At 38.0% G+C, this 14,633-nt stretch carries 14 protein-coding genes; all 14 read right to left on the minus strand.

The genetic code is table 11. From position 1 onward, the window contains the following. Positions 1–17: 17 nt before the first annotated feature. A complete protein-coding gene (locus tag AAEU33_RS17415; RefSeq protein ID WP_345989220.1) occupies positions 18–758 on the minus strand; it encodes a sterol desaturase family protein in 741 nt (246 codons plus the stop codon). 81 nt (positions 759–839) lie between these two features. Further along, entirely contained in the window at positions 840–1,847 is a 1,008-nt protein-coding gene (locus AAEU33_RS17420) for an SDR family oxidoreductase (protein WP_345989222.1), read from the minus strand. Positions 1,848–2,056: 209 nt separating this feature from the next. Then, a complete protein-coding gene (locus AAEU33_RS17425) occupies positions 2,057–2,815 on the minus strand; it encodes a hypothetical protein (protein ID WP_306611698.1) in 759 nt (252 codons plus the stop codon). A gap of 6 nt (positions 2,816–2,821) precedes the next feature. Next, positions 2,822–3,313 (minus strand): MarR family transcriptional regulator, encoded by a 492-nt coding sequence (locus AAEU33_RS17430; protein WP_345989225.1) that lies wholly within the window; start codon positions 3,311–3,313, stop codon positions 2,822–2,824. 171 nt (positions 3,314–3,484) lie between these two features. Then, positions 3,485–3,850 carry a response regulator gene (locus AAEU33_RS17435; RefSeq protein WP_172278092.1) on the minus strand — a complete coding sequence of 122 codons (366 nt, stop codon included), beginning with the start codon at positions 3,848–3,850 and terminating at the stop codon, positions 3,485–3,487. A 16-nt stretch (positions 3,851–3,866) separates the two neighbouring features. Then, a complete protein-coding gene (locus AAEU33_RS17440; RefSeq protein WP_345989227.1) occupies positions 3,867–4,448 on the minus strand; it encodes a chemotaxis protein CheB in 582 nt (193 codons plus the stop codon). A gap of 7 nt (positions 4,449–4,455) precedes the next feature. Then, entirely contained in the window at positions 4,456–5,286 is an 831-nt protein-coding gene (locus AAEU33_RS17445) for a protein-glutamate O-methyltransferase CheR (RefSeq protein WP_345989229.1), read from the minus strand. Beyond that, complete coding sequence (locus tag AAEU33_RS17450; protein WP_172278087.1) at positions 5,287–5,652, minus strand: response regulator; 366 nt, start codon at positions 5,650–5,652, stop codon at positions 5,287–5,289. A 15-nt stretch (positions 5,653–5,667) separates the two neighbouring features. Beyond that, positions 5,668–9,273, minus strand: coding sequence for a response regulator (locus tag AAEU33_RS17455; RefSeq protein ID WP_345989232.1), 3,606 nt, complete (start codon positions 9,271–9,273; stop codon positions 5,668–5,670). 6 nt (positions 9,274–9,279) lie between these two features. Further along, positions 9,280–10,749 (minus strand): ATP-binding protein, encoded by a 1,470-nt coding sequence (locus AAEU33_RS17460; protein WP_273647665.1) that lies wholly within the window; start codon positions 10,747–10,749, stop codon positions 9,280–9,282. A 328-nt stretch (positions 10,750–11,077) separates the two neighbouring features. After that, positions 11,078–11,353, minus strand: a complete 276-nt coding sequence (locus tag AAEU33_RS17465) for a hypothetical protein (RefSeq protein ID WP_172278081.1) — start codon at positions 11,351–11,353, stop codon at positions 11,078–11,080. Between the two features lie 54 nt (positions 11,354–11,407). Continuing rightward, positions 11,408–12,760, minus strand: coding sequence for a S41 family peptidase (locus tag AAEU33_RS17470; protein WP_345989235.1), 1,353 nt, complete (start codon positions 12,758–12,760; stop codon positions 11,408–11,410). A gap of 25 nt (positions 12,761–12,785) precedes the next feature. Beyond that, positions 12,786–13,523 carry a hypothetical protein gene (locus AAEU33_RS17475; protein ID WP_345989237.1) on the minus strand — a complete coding sequence of 246 codons (738 nt, stop codon included), beginning with the start codon at positions 13,521–13,523 and terminating at the stop codon, positions 12,786–12,788. A gap of 179 nt (positions 13,524–13,702) precedes the next feature. Next, a complete protein-coding gene (locus AAEU33_RS17480; protein ID WP_345989239.1) occupies positions 13,703–14,626 on the minus strand; it encodes a T9SS type A sorting domain-containing protein in 924 nt (307 codons plus the stop codon). Positions 14,627–14,633: the final 7 nt, after the last annotated feature.

Raw genomic sequence — 14,633 nt, forward strand, 5'->3', positions numbered from 1 at the left:
TCAGCCAGCTGTAATCATTATTTATACGTCCCGAATATCCTGTCCCATATGGAAGTGTAGAAACCAAAGTTTTTAGTTTCATCTACATGATGTTGGTTGTGGAATTGTGTTGTTCCCACAAAATACTTGTTAAACTGAGGCGGGAAAAACTCTTTATTCAAATGGCCTATTGTTCCCCAAATGAGATTGATAAGAAGATACAGACTAATGGAGAGAACAGAAAAATCGTAACATACCAGTACGGCCAGTATCATCAATCCAAATCCTATTGTTTCTGCCGGATGCAATACAAAAAGGCTTAAGAAGTTGGTGTTAACATGTTCATGATGTCTTCCATGCAATCTTTTATAAAAGTAAGGTGTATGGGCAATAAAATGAAAAAAGTACATACAAAGATCCATCAGTAGGATTAAAACCAGGACCTCTAAAAAAACGGAAACCGCTGAAAACCTATTTCCTAATGTAATCCAATGATTTTTCCAAAGGAAAACACCGCAGAGCATTACTAAGCAATTACAGAGAATGGTTACGAAGCTCAGATAATAATCCGACCGCATTACGGGATGACTATACTCCTGTAGCTTATTTTTGGGAAAGATCTTTTCAATACTCAGATAAACACCTATTGAAAAAAGATACAAAGCGATATTTACAGCCAGGCTAGCCCCTACCCAATCCAACCAGGTCAACCGTTCCAATACTTTTATATATTCGTGAAATCCCGATCCGCTGAAATTCAAAAATCCGTTCTCTATCATGAAGCATAAAAGTATGAATTTCAGGGCAACGGACGAAATGAAATGCGTAGTAATTTTACTGCTGAAATATCGCTTCTTATATTAAGAATTCTTTATTTGCTTATTTCCGGAACCGGCTTTCAAGATCATGTAAGCCAAACCTAAACCCAGTCCCGCTGTAATGGCTAATTTTGTCTTTTTGGAAGGGACGGGCAGCATGGTTTCCCCATAAATACGGTGAGGCTCTGACGAAGGCTTTAAAATATTACCCGAATCAGGTGGAGCACTTTTAGCTTTCATCATCATTCTCATCCCTGCAGAAGCTACATTAATGATCGGTTTCGGAAATAATCCGTAGATATTTTTAAGAAGTAATGAGGTAAAATCGGGAAACAGATCTTTTCTGGGGTTTTTAGCTAACTCTACAATTTTTTTGGCTGTGTCCCGGGGATCTGCTGCAAACGGCGGAATTTTAAAATCCAGTCCGGAATATTTTGCCGAATGCATATTTCCGGTGGATCTTTGAATCTGAGGATAAATATTACAAATATGAATATCCGGATAATCGGAAATCTCCCCCTGAAGACAATCCATCATACCGCGAATTCCGAATTTTGTTGATGAATAAACAGCACTGTAAGGAGCCGGCATAAACCCACCGATAGAAACATTATTAATTAAGATTCCCTCCTGCTGCTTTTTGAAGATGGGGAGCGCACTGTAAGCCCCATGCATATATCCGAACAAATTTGTTTTGATGACCTGCTCATTGAGTTCCATGGGTATTTCTTCAAATTTTCCGCTTGCCATGACACCGGCATTATTTACCCAAATGTCAATTCTTCCGTTAAATTGAATGGCTGTTTCAGCAAGATGAGCAACTTCTTCAGCTTTTGAAACATCTGTAGATACCCCTATTACCGCCACTCCAAGATCCCTGCAAAGACTCACGGTTTCATCCAGAGCTTCTTTACCCCGGGCAGCAACTACAATATTACATCCTTCCAAAGCAAATGCTTCCGCAGTAGCTTTACCAACTCCACTACTTCCTCCGGTAATAACTACGGTTTTTCCTCTTATACTCTTTTTTAATTTAGTCTCAGATTTCATTTTGTAATTGATTTGGTTAATGCTTACAATCAACCTATTATCATGCCATAAAGGATAATCTAGTCCATTAATATTCTAATTTTTATATGTTTTTTACAATTAAAAAGTTCAAAACAACTATACTACAACTATATATCGAGATCGAATAAAGTAGCTTTACTATAGTGTATGCGGATATAAACAAGAAGGTATAAAAACCTCTGTATCTTTTAATATACTACGTAATTGATTTTATCCACTCCGGTGTTTCCTGTTTTGGGATCAAAAGCATAAACGATGATCTCATAATTTCCAGGTACAGAAATAGAAGTGTTCCCTTCAAAAAGATTGGTAGAAACCAATGATAAATTGATTTCACTTACCCGTTTTCCATCTTTATTAACTAAGGCTTTAGTTTCAAACTTATCGGAATCCCATACACCACCTTTATCGATCACACAACCGCACATCATAACAATATTGGCTTGTATCTGAAAAGGTTTTCCACTGATTGAGCTTAATCCGATATATTGATGCGTTCGGGGCTTTAAAATATCAATAATAAACCCGGGTATTTCCAGGATGATCCCGTCGCCCAGAATATCTTTTCCAGGAATAAGCCATATTTCTGTGCTTACTTTTGCCTGTGCCTGTTTATGATTGAATGGTGAAAACACTTCTATACTTACAAAAGTAGGTTCATCAATATTAACCGTGGCCAGAAATTTACCGGTTGCATCATCAACAATAGAACTATCTCTATGTTTTGGAGCTTTCATGATCAGATCCGTATTTCCTGTACTGCCACTGGTTTTTCCTTCAGCCAAAATGGTATTATTGATCTTATTCCTTACAATCACATAAGCTCCTCCCAGAGAACTTCCGATGAATTTAGCATCTTTAGCTTTCGCTCTAATGGTTATTCTGGTCTCTTTTGCAAAGGAAAATACGCAAAATACCGAGAGAAGAATGATAAGGTATTTTTTCATGGGTTTTTATTTTAATTGGTTTTTATACTCCTGTTTGAAGCGATAATAAAAGGAGGTCTCCTCCAAAGAGGCTTCAATAGTATCAAGGTATTTTAAGATGGTGAGATCTTCCTGCAATACTTTGAGAATGGCAGCCTCACAGCTGTTCCAGAGCATTTCAAATTCTGGCATTAATCTTAATGCTTTGGGAGAAAGTGATACGATCTGTTTTCTTTTATCCGAATCATCTTTTTTTACATCCAGATAATCTTTGGTCGCCATTTTTTTTACCGTGACCACAACAGACGGATGGGAATACCCCAGACTTTCAGCAATATCTATCAGAGATAATTCTCCTTTATCCCTTAGGATCATAAATATCAGATACCAGTTGGGCTCTATGTCGTAATCAAGATCTTTATAAAGTTTCTTCACACTGTAAGCCATCTTTTCACTGATCCTTTTAAACCGGGAATCAAGTGCCTTATAGCCAAGCTCTTTTATGAAATCATTGTTCATGGAATTGTACATATTGGACATTCAAATATATAAAAAATATACACAACTATATAGTTGGCTATATATTTTTTTTTAAAAAAGTACAAGACTATGAATAGAAATAAAAAATCCTTACTTTGTCAGGTAAGGATTTTATACATCCGGTATGATAAACACGCTTTTTTATCTGGTTTATCCTTTCAGGTATTTAGCTACCTTCTCTTCAAGATCATCCAGGTTGAATGGCTTGGCAATATAATCGTCAGCCTGAGCGCTTTCCGCCAACGCATTGATATCATTGTTAGCCGTTATGTAGATCACAGGGATCTTTTTGAACTCTTCATGGTTTTTCAGAAGTTTCGTTGCTTCTACTCCCCCGATATTGGGAATCCAGTTATCCATCAGAATCACATCCGGCTGAAACTGTGATACCTTATCGATGATATCATGCGACGTTTCTGAAATCCCTACTTCATAACCACTTTCTTCAAAAATGATGGTTGCAACGTCCAGGATCGTCTTGTCATCATCAAAAATTAAAATTTTCTTCTTACTCATATATATTAGCTTTAATTTAAAACCGGTTTAATTGATTAATGCACTCTGCAAGATTTTCAGGAGTAATGATGAGATCATAGCTCACTCCTTCCACTGCATGTCTGGGCATATAGTTAACCTCCGCGGTATCCGGATCCTGGATCCACACCCTTCCATGATTTTTTTTAATATACTGTAAACCTTCTACTCCATCGGCATTAGCACCGGATAACAATATTCCGACAAGACTTTTCCCATATATTTCTGAAGCTGACTTAAAGGTTACATCAATCGATGGACGTGAATAATTCATTTTTTCCGAACTATCAAGAGATACCAGCTCTTTGCTTTCAAATAAAAGATGATAGTCGGCCGGCACAATATAGATCTGATTCTTATTTATTTCTGTTTTATCTTCAATTTCCGTTACTTCTATAGAAGAAAACTGCTGCAGCAAAGTCGGTAAAATACTTACGGATTGAGATTTACGGTGAACAACCAATATAATGGGAAAGCTGATCTTATGATCCAGCTTTTTCACCATATCCAGTATCACCTCCAAGCTTCCCGCAGAACCTCCTATGACAACGAGTTCAATATTCTCTTCTATTTCTTTCATATAAATATTAATGATGGTCTACTTTCTTCCAGATCCGCTGATCATCGGCCTGATGATAATATCTGTTCAGATTCGAAAATCTCAGAGTTTCTTTCGAACCTAAAGCAAGATAGCCCAGATTTTCAAGGCTATCGTCAAACAGCTGAAAAACACGCTCCTGTAAACCTTTATCAAAATAGATGAGCACATTCCGACATATAATCAGCTGAAAACTGTTAAAGGAGCTATCTGACACCAGATTATGGGTAGACAAAATCAACTTTTGCTTGAGACTTGAATCAAACATTGCACTATCATAATTGGCCGTATAATAATCTGAAAAATCTTTTTTACCTCCTGAAAGTATATAATTCTCTGAATACAATTTCATCTGTTGCAGAGGAAAAACTCCGGCACGGGCTGTTTCCAGCACAGAAGGGTTAATATCCGTAGCATAAATCAGTGATTTCTGATAAAGACCGGCTTCCTTCAATAGTATGGCCATGGAATAAGCCTCTTCCCCGGTTGAACAGCCTGCCACCCAGATTCTGATTAAAGGATAGGTTCCCAATTGGGGTAAAATATTTTCCCGTAATGCTTTGAAAAAATAGGGATCACGAAACATTTCCGTCACATTCACCGTAATTTCCTCGATAAAGTGCTTCAGATAATCCGGATCATTAAGGACAGTATATCTTAACTCTGCAAAACTTGTAAACTTATCGATCAGGCAGATCCTGTTTACCCTTCGTTTAAACGAAGCCCTGCTGTACATGGAAAAGTCATAACCATACAGTTCATAAACATCTTTTATCAGATGCTCTACCTCTTCATCCTTTACAATACTTGGTTCCAGCATCTACGACAGTTTTTCAATGGCAGTTAATAAAAGATCGACATCGATAGGCTTTTTCACATAATCCTGTGCTCCAACATCAAGACATTTCTGGCGGTCTTCCTTCATGGCTTGTGCCGTCACGGCAATAATGGGAACCTTACTGATCGAAGGTGTTTCGCGGATAATCCTGATGGCTTCATAACCATCCATTTCGGGCATCATCATATCCATCAATACGACTCCGATCCGGTCGTCTTTCTGTAAAAGTTCAATGGCTTCCTGTGCCATTGTACAGCTCTCCATTTGATATCCTCTGGCTTTCAGAGTAAGTTTAAGTGCAAATATGTTTCGCGGATCGTCATCCACGATCAAAATCTTTTTTTTCATCAGAAGTGAGTTTTTTTAACTTTCATATAACCAAACACGCAACAAAGATAATAACTGATCTACATCCACAGGCTTTGATATATAATCTGATGCCCCGGCGGTAATGCACTTTTCACGGTCGCCTATCATGGATTTTGCCGTAACGGCAATGATCGGTAATCTGCTGAACGCCTGTTTTTTTCTTATTTCCTGTATGGTTTCATAGCCATCCATTTCCGGCATCATCATGTCCATCAAAACAGCATCAATATCCGGATGTTCTTTAATCTGTTCTAAAGCCTGCTTCCCATCCATCGCCAGGATGACTTCTACTTTGTATTTTTCCAACGTTTTGGTCAGTGAAAATATATTCCGTACGTCATCATCCGTAATCAGAATCTTCTTTCCACTTAATACTTCAGTAAGTGATCCGAGATTTTTGTTTCGCGGTGCTTCGGTACTTTTCTCTTCAACCAAATGTAAGAATAAACCGACTTCATCCAATATCCTTTGGTATGAATGTGCTGTTTTAACAACAATAGAGTCAGCATATTGTTTGATCTTCAACTCATCAGAGGAAGACAGGTTGTTTTCTGTAAAAATAATGATCGGAAGATTTTCAAGGCCTTCATAGCTTTTGATTGACTCTATGATCTTATATCCTTTTCCTCTTGCCGGTCCCACATCCAGGATCACACAATCTACCTCAGCTTCCGTAAGCGCCTTTATACTGTCCTCCACATTATCTTTCACCGCCAGAGAAATATCAAAATTGCTTAAGAAATATGACAATGCGCTGGCATGTTTAGCATTCTCCTCTACAATAAGAACTTTTTGAGGTGATTTTCGAAGGGCTTCTTCAATTTTTTTAAATACATCCGTCATCTGTTCAAGGGCCACAGGCTTGTTGATAAAGTCAATGGCTCCTCTCATGATACTTTCCTGCTTTTTAATATGCAACGAAGACATCATGTGCACCGGAATAGGTTTGGTTTTTGGGTTGGATTTCAACTCATGCATTACCTGCCATCCATCTTTTACCGGCAACTGAATATCGAGTAAGATAGCTAAAGGATGATATTGTAATGCTGCAGAGAGCCCATGGTCTCCTCTTACAACCACTACTCCTTTATAATTTTGTCTGTGGGCATACTTCAGAAGTGCCTTTGCAAAGTTGGTATCGTCTTCGATAATCAATATAACTTTGTCATCCTCCGTAATATTATCCCGGTCATCTTCTATTTCTTCAGGAATTTCTAAAACCGTAAGCGGTTGTTCCGGTTCTTCTTCATATCCTGCAATGTTCTTAATCTCCTCTACATCTTCTTTTATGATCTCTACCAATTCTTTATCAAGTGATACCTGGACCGTTTCTGAGATCGCTTTTACCGGAATTGTTAAACTAAATTCACTTCCTTCGTTAACTGCACTGGTAAGCGATAATTCCCCACCCAATAATTTGGCAATCTCACGGCTTATGGATAATCCTAAACCTGTCCCACCGAATTTACGCTGGGTAGATCCGTCTGCCTGCTGGAATGCTTCAAAAATAATTCTTTGCTTATCTTCCGGAATTCCGATTCCCGTATCTTTTACGCTGAAGGTAATAAAGTCTTTATTTTTAGGATCTTTTTTAATATACAGCCCCACGCTTCCTTCCTGTGTAAATTTGAAAGCATTGGAAAGCAGGTTACGTAAAACCTGATCCAATCGTAACCGGTCCGTTTCTATAGACTTTTGAAGACCTTCTTCTATTTCAAGGTCAAATCTGATCCCTTTTTCATTAACCAAAGGATTGAAAAGGTTTCGCAGATCATTCACCACATCTTCCAGGGCAACGTCATCATATTCCAGAACCATTTTCCCGGATTCAATTTTAGCAAGATCCAGGATCTCATCGATCAATGTTAGCAAACTTCTTCCTGAACTCTGGATTACTTTCGCTGACTCTACCTGGTCCTCATTCAGATTTTCTTCCGGGTTCTCCACCATTAAACGGGAAAGAAGCAGGATAGAATTAAGAGGGGTCCTCAATTCATGCGACATATTGGCTAAGAATTCTGATTTGTACTGCGTACTTAAAGCCAGTTCTTCCGCTTTTTTCTGGATCTCTATATTACGTTCTGCAATGAGGTGATTTTTTTCTTCCAGTAACTTTGAGCGTTCTTCAAGTTCTGCATTCGTCTGCATAAGCTCTTCCTGCTGAACTTTCAGTTCTTCTTCTGAAGCCTGAAGCTTTTGTGTCTGCGCCTCGAGTTCAGTATTCAGGTTTTCAAGTTCTGCATGCTGTACCTGAAGTTCTTCTGATTGTGCCTGCGTCTCTTCCAATAAACGCTGTTCCTTTTCACGACCTTTTGCCGCACTTATGGCAGTTGCTATATTCCTGCAGCTATCTGCGAAATAATTGATTTTATCCTGATCGAAATTTGTGGTTGAGCCCACTTCCAAAACTCCGATACTCTGCCTGTCCAGAGTAATAGGGATTACTACGAGTCCATTAATCTTTAATTTGCTGCTGGCAAATGTTGCCGCAAAATCTTCGTCATTAAGGTCGTTATATACCTTTGTTTTCTTCTGAAGAAAGACCTGTCCTACCATTCCTTCTCCCGGTTCGAAAGATTTTTTCATATTATCTTCCAGCGCTACAGCACTGTTCAGGAATAATTTACCTTCATCAAGCAGGTAGATGGCACCATTGGTTCCTCCTCCGTATTCGATAATATGATTCAGGGAATTGGTAACAACCTCTTTAACAGACTTATTCCCAACCAGAGATTCATTCAGTAAGGCCAATCCTTTCTGGTGCCAATCGCTTCTGTTTATTTTATCAAAGGATTTCTTTAGGGAGTCCGTCATATTATTCAGTGATTCCACAAGATCTCCAAGATCATCCTGTACATTATCCACAGCCCTTTGACTATAGTCTCCGTTGGCAACTCTATTGGCAATCTGCTGGATTGCACTTACCCGTTTTGTGATTTCCAGATCTTTTGCTTTCAGCTCTTTTTCAAGCTTATCCCTGCGGAGTAGGTCACTTCTTAATTTAAGATAAAAGAAAGTAGTTACCACTATGGCTGCAAGTGCTGAAAAAATGATAAAAATAACAGTGGTGTTTGAGGAACGGTTAAGATCTTTGTTTTTTATTTCAAGCTGAATTTCTTCATACCGTACAAAATCACGAACGATCTTTCTGCATTTGTCCATATAGGATTTGCTTAAAATAAGCTGATCCTGCGTCATTACGATTCCTTTGCTCCTGTTTTCAACAAATTGTTTAAGGTTACCTATATTCGTGTTCACATTATATTCCAGATCCTCCAAACGCTTTAGCTGTGCCTTATCTTTAATGTCTAAGGATTTAGCATAGGCAATTGCTTTAGGATAGGCTGCAATGCTTCTGTTATAGGGTTCCAGAAAATTTTGCTTGCCGGTAAGCTGGTATCCTCTGTTGGCAGTTTCTGCATCCAGAAGGGAAATTAATATATCTTTTACTGCAGTAATGGATCTTCTTGTACGTGAAAGGCTTTCGCGGTTTTCCATCTGTTTCTGAATGCTCCAGTACGATGCTACGGAACTTGCTATTAAAATTAACAGCGAAAGCCCGACTCCAAATTGCAGATTTCTTATAACTTTTTGTGGCATAAAAAATTAGTTTAAAGGTAAAGTGAAGTAAAATGTGGAACCTTCATTGACAATACTTGACAATCCGATTGTTCCATGGTGCTGCTTGATGATCTCTGAACAGATATACAAGCCTATTCCCATTCCCTGAAATTGTAGTGACGATTCTTCTACACGATAAAATTTCTGGAATACTGCCTTTTGTTTAAAATCAGGAATCCCGATTCCAAAATCGGTAACACTTACTTTTACCTGGTCATCATCTACAAATGTAGTGACAATAACCTGGTTATTTTGTGGTGAATATTTGATGGCATTGGTCAGGAAATTGATCAATACCTGCTCTATACGAATTTCATCAAACGGAATAAGGATATCCGGTATTTCCCCGTGACGCTGGATTTTTACCTTATTTTCATCATGAGTCTGAAGTATGGTTTCGATAGCATTTTCAATTATCTTCTCAAGATTGGAAGGTTTCCTGTTGATCTTCAGCTTCCCGTTTTCAATTTTAGAGACATCCAGTAAGTCACTGATAAGACTGTTCAATTTTTCGATCTGATCCTGGACCTTGGTTACATATCCTGCTTCTGCACTGTCTTTGTCAAGTTTTAGTTTACGTTCCAACAACTGAACATACGCTTTAATGCTTGTAAGAGGAGTTTTCAGTTCATGACTGGCAATACTCAGGAATTCATCTTTCTCATTTTCTACCCTCTTCTGATCATCAATATCCGTAAATGTTCCTACCCAATTTTTGACATGGTTACCTTCATAAACCGGTGATATTCTCAATAAATGATACCTGTATTCTCCGGATTCAATATTTTTTATCCGCGTCTCAAGCTGAAGTGATTTTCCATTTTTCCTTGAAATTTCAAATTGCTCCTTTATATCTAAATCATCAGGAAAAGTTTCGGGGAAGTTTTTATCAGATGTTGAATACTGATACCATCTGCCGTTGACAAAATCGATGATCCCTTTATCATTCAACGTAAATGCAATTTGCGGCAAGCCTTCCAGCATCAGATGAAAGTGATCAATCTGCGACTTCATGGTAACCTGTGATTCTCTTCTTCCTTTTACCTCAAGCTGTAAACTCTGCTGAGTTTTTTTCATTTCAATATTCTGCTCCTGCAGATTATAAAATGTTTTAACTTTCAGTAAAAGAATTTCGGGATCTACCGGCTTGGTGACATAGTCCTTACCTCCGGAAGCATATCCTTTGGTGATAAATCTCTTTTCTGTATTTACCGCTGAAAGAAATATAATAGGAATTTCTTTCGTTTTGCTATAACCTGCAAATATTTCAGCTACCTCAAAACCATCCATTCCCGGCATCTGAACATCGAGAATAATTAGGGCATAATCATTTTTCAATGCTTTCCCTAATGCTTCTTCACCGGAATTAGCAGTATCTACCTGAAAATCTTTGGATTCTAATAGTTTCTTTAATGAGTAAATATTGTTTTGGTTATCATCGACAATTAAGATCATAAAGCACAAATAATCTAATGGGAGTTAAGTCCTCAAAAGTACTCACAAAATCCCAAAAAATGATTGATTTTCTTAATAATGTTCTTAAAGTCCATTATCCATTAAAAAACCAACCAATAATTCAATTATCAGCACACATTCATCACAAAATACCAATCATTCCCTAATTAAAATACGATTTAACCGAATTTAACTCAATATAAAATCAAAAAAAACCTGTTTACTGAACCATTATAGATACCACATTTTATCAATTAATTTTCCGGCTTAGGTTTTTATTCGTAAAAGTTGAGTCGCGGGACCCTATTTTTAAATAGGTACCCTTTATTTATTTTCGGTTAACCCTTTCCCGTTTAATCTTTCTAATATTATGGGTAAGGTGCTTTCTGATCTCAATATGTCTTGACCTGTAGAGTTTAATGCAGGTTTCTAATCTCTTTTTTATACTAAGATACTCTTCATACAGCGCTGATAATTCCGTATTCATCATAACAATTTCATCTGTATAGGTCCTGTCCTGATCGGGAGATTGCTTTAAAAGCTGCTCCAGATCATTAATTCTCTTGATTACTTCCTGGTGTATTTTTGGCTCTATTCCCTGCATAGTGAATTCAATTTTAAAAAAATATAGTTTGATTTGGTTTTTTATTTTTAATATTTAGTGTTTACCCATAGATAAAGGCTTTTCACTTTCTGTAATTATTTTTACCTGGTGCGTTAAAGTTTCGAAATAAGCGGATTTAGACGACACCTTACCTAAAGCCGATTGCAATAAGGTTTCATCAGCCTGCCCTAAAGGCTTCAGAGGTAAAGATGCGTATTCATCTACAGGAAACTGCGGTGAAATTCCATTGCTGTATTCTCCCTGTCCGTTAGCATTATATACTTTATAGATGACCGGGTGAAGCTGCCAGGAAATCTTTTTAGGTTTCCGATCATCCATAATGGCAAATCCGGCCATATCTTTTCCTAGTGTTTTCCCTCCCATCTGTATCACCTGCATATAAGGTTTTAGATTATTGATAACGATTTCCGAGGCCGAGGCCGTACTTCCCGAGGTAAGTATATATACTTTGGCCAGCTGCAGATTATTGGCATGGAGTGTTGTGAAATTCAGAGCGGCAGGGTCATAGGCAATTTGTTCGGCAAATGTTTTTTTCACCTCACCTCCATTTTTATTTCCTTTATAGGTTATAAAAGGAGAATTGCCCGTTATTCCGGAAGGGATCATTGCACATAATGCGGCCGCAGAAGCTACTGATCCTCCATAATTGTACCTGAGGTCCACGATAAGATCCTGTACACCGTTAGCTTTAAATTCTGCAAACTTCTGATTGAGACTGTGAGACATGCCATCCGGAAAATCATAGATGTACAGATACCCTGTCTTTTTTCCGTTTTGTTCAAAAATTTTAGATATAACAGGCTGGCTGAGCGAAAATCCATAGTACACTTTTATATCTTTTTCATCAATCACGTTTCCGTTGTCCCAATTACCTACGCTCAGGTCAAGCGTAGTGTTGTCCGGGATAGAATTTAAAAGACTTTCCGCATTCGATGCCGTAATCTCACTTCCATTGATCTTCTTAATGATCATCCCTCGTTTCAGGCCTGCATTCTGAGCCGGAGAATCCTGTAATACCAATTTTATCACAGCCGTTATCTGCCCGTTAGCAAGCTGCAATACTGCATAATCAAAGCCATACATGTTGCGGACCGTCCGCAGGTAAGTAGAAGCATCTTCCGTATTTACAATGCTTGAAAAACGGTCATTCTGAGATAGAAGGCTTGCAAAAAATTTCTTTACAGGAAGATGATAATCCGGTTTTGCCGGCATCTGATCCTCCCAGAAATAATAACGTTTCATGTTTTCATGAACCCAGACATTGACAGACTCTACGCTTCCGTCGGGAAAATCAGGAACAGATTCTTCCTCAGAACGGCAGGAAACGATAACTGCTGAGCTTAAAAATAATAAAACAAGTAGGTAGGATTTTAAAAATTTATGCATGATCTTATCCGAATGATTTTTTATTTTACAGGTAGTCTGCGATGTCAATATCACCAATAATCTGAACAGTACCGCCTTCCGCTTTTTCCTGCAGCACGATCATATTAGCTCCGATATCCTGTTTTATTTTTACTCTAATCGTTTGTGATCCAAAATAAGGGTCAGTACTTCCAGGCTTGTACAACTCCAGATAAACGGGAGCAGTAACACTGAAAAAGCTATACATTTTAAGTGAAGAGAAGTTATTTTTTTCAATATTTTCAAATTCAGCGAGAACATCTCCATTCTCTTTTTTAAGTATTCCTTTCACACTTTGTAATGTAGTATGGGAATATTGTCCTAGATTCGGAAAAATAAGTTCGAAACCTACCTTCCCCAGATTAACCTGTGGCTTTACTGCATAGGTCTGAAGATAGATCCCGGGCAGATTGAAGAAATTCAGATTTTTATACTGATCCACTGTATTAAAATCGATGTTATATTTTGCGATCTGTTTGCCGGTTTCATGGTTAAAGATCTCAATCTGATCTGTTTCCCCTTCGTCCACGACAAAGCTCAGCTTTGTTTCTATAGTATTGGTATAAGATGTACTTCCATTAATGCTTACCGGTTTTCCGTTAAGCCGGAGCTGCAGTACATCCGGTTTTGAATATCCTTTGACACTGATTTCTGCAGGTTTCTGTGATTTATCATAAGGTTGCAGCACATCATCGGTACACGATATCAGACCTGTAAGAACAGCAAAGGCGATTATTTTTTTCATTGTATGATTCATTATAAAATTCGATTTAGAAATATTGCCCTTAGCACGCAGAGGGCAATACTTTTAAATTCTATAGTAAGCAGGAAAGGCATATATCCTATGATGATGGTTTTGATATGGTTATTATTTTGCATTTGTAAAAATTGAAAATAAGAGACTGCCTTCCTGCATCTAAAACATTATTTTTTGATAAATTTCACTTTCTCAGAAAGCACTCCATCCGAAACCACGGCGATATAGCTTCCGGAAGATAAAGTCGTAACATTGATTTCTCTACGGTACTGCGTAGTAAGAACAGATTGTCCGGCCATATTGAAAACAGTCACAGTAACACTGTTTTCTTTCAGGGCTGGATTAAGTTTTAACATCAGTGATGAGGATACGGGATTCTGCATCACCATAGTAAGATCTTTTGCTTTTTTTACATCCTGTGTTTTTAGAACTGAAGTATAGATCGCCATTTCGTTGATGTTGATATTCTGTACATTGGTATCATCAGCCGCATATCTGTTCGACCATAATCCGATGTAGATTTTTTTTCCTGCAAAAGCAGAGAGATTAACAAGGCTTTCAACAAACTGATTGAGGTCCGACGGGAAAGGATTAGCAGTTCCTCCTGCTGCAATCACATATGGGCTGGGAACATTATTGCCGTTTGCATCTACTGCCAATGCCTGAAAATCCGATAATTCAGGGACAGGCTTTTGTGCAGTACTTACATAGATGTACAGATATCTCTTTACCACCTGATGTGTTGTTCTCTGACGTCCTATATATGCTGCTAATGTAATCGTTCCTGAAGATGAAGTGAGGTCAATCTCCGGAGAAATAGCCCAGTCATTTTCTGTAGCGAAACCGGCCACATTTCCGGAAGGAACATTACTGATTGAGTAACGAAGAGAACCAGCCCCTCCATAAGCCAAAGAAGTACCGTTATGGTAGATGTTCGGTCCTTGTACCCATCCATTTCCGTTTCCGTTCAGATCATGGAAAGACCATCCCTGCATATCACTTGTTGAATTAAAAGAATTAGTCCATACAGGATATTGTGCAGACACTAATTTTGATAAAACCAAAACAGATAGTAAAATTACTTTTTTCATTCTATGA

Source organism: Chryseobacterium sp. Chry.R1, from assembly GCF_039645525.1.
Classification (GTDB): domain Bacteria; phylum Bacteroidota; class Bacteroidia; order Flavobacteriales; family Weeksellaceae; genus Chryseobacterium; species Chryseobacterium proteolyticum.

Bases quoted from the DNA above. Each gene is read 5' to 3' on its own strand.
- AAEU33_RS17415 (WP_345989220.1), bottom strand. From the start codon at position 758: ATGATAGAGAACGGATTTTTGAATTTCAGCGGATCGGGATTTCACGAA.
- AAEU33_RS17420 (WP_345989222.1), bottom strand. From the start codon at position 1,847: ATGAAATCTGAGACTAAATTAAAAAAGAGTATAAGAGGAAAAACCGTA.
- AAEU33_RS17425 (WP_306611698.1), bottom strand. From the start codon at position 2,815: ATGAAAAAATACCTTATCATTCTTCTCTCGGTATTTTGCGTATTTTCC.
- AAEU33_RS17430 (WP_345989225.1), bottom strand. From the start codon at position 3,313: ATGAACAATGATTTCATAAAAGAGCTTGGCTATAAGGCACTTGATTCC.
- AAEU33_RS17435 (WP_172278092.1), bottom strand. From the start codon at position 3,850: ATGAGTAAGAAGAAAATTTTAATTTTTGATGATGACAAGACGATCCTG.
- AAEU33_RS17440 (WP_345989227.1), bottom strand. From the start codon at position 4,448: ATGAAAGAAATAGAAGAGAATATTGAACTCGTTGTCATAGGAGGTTCT.
- AAEU33_RS17445 (WP_345989229.1), bottom strand. From the start codon at position 5,286: ATGCTGGAACCAAGTATTGTAAAGGATGAAGAGGTAGAGCATCTGATA.
- AAEU33_RS17450 (WP_172278087.1), bottom strand. From the start codon at position 5,652: ATGAAAAAAAAGATTTTGATCGTGGATGACGATCCGCGAAACATATTT.
- AAEU33_RS17455 (WP_345989232.1), bottom strand. From the start codon at position 9,273: ATGCCACAAAAAGTTATAAGAAATCTGCAATTTGGAGTCGGGCTTTCG.
- AAEU33_RS17460 (WP_273647665.1), bottom strand. From the start codon at position 10,749: ATGATCTTAATTGTCGATGATAACCAAAACAATATTTACTCATTAAAG.
- AAEU33_RS17465 (WP_172278081.1), bottom strand. From the start codon at position 11,353: ATGCAGGGAATAGAGCCAAAAATACACCAGGAAGTAATCAAGAGAATT.
- AAEU33_RS17470 (WP_345989235.1), bottom strand. From the start codon at position 12,760: ATGCATAAATTTTTAAAATCCTACCTACTTGTTTTATTATTTTTAAGC.
- AAEU33_RS17475 (WP_345989237.1), bottom strand. From the start codon at position 13,523: ATGAAAAAAATAATCGCCTTTGCTGTTCTTACAGGTCTGATATCGTGT.
- AAEU33_RS17480 (WP_345989239.1), bottom strand. From the start codon at position 14,626: ATGAAAAAAGTAATTTTACTATCTGTTTTGGTTTTATCAAAATTAGTG.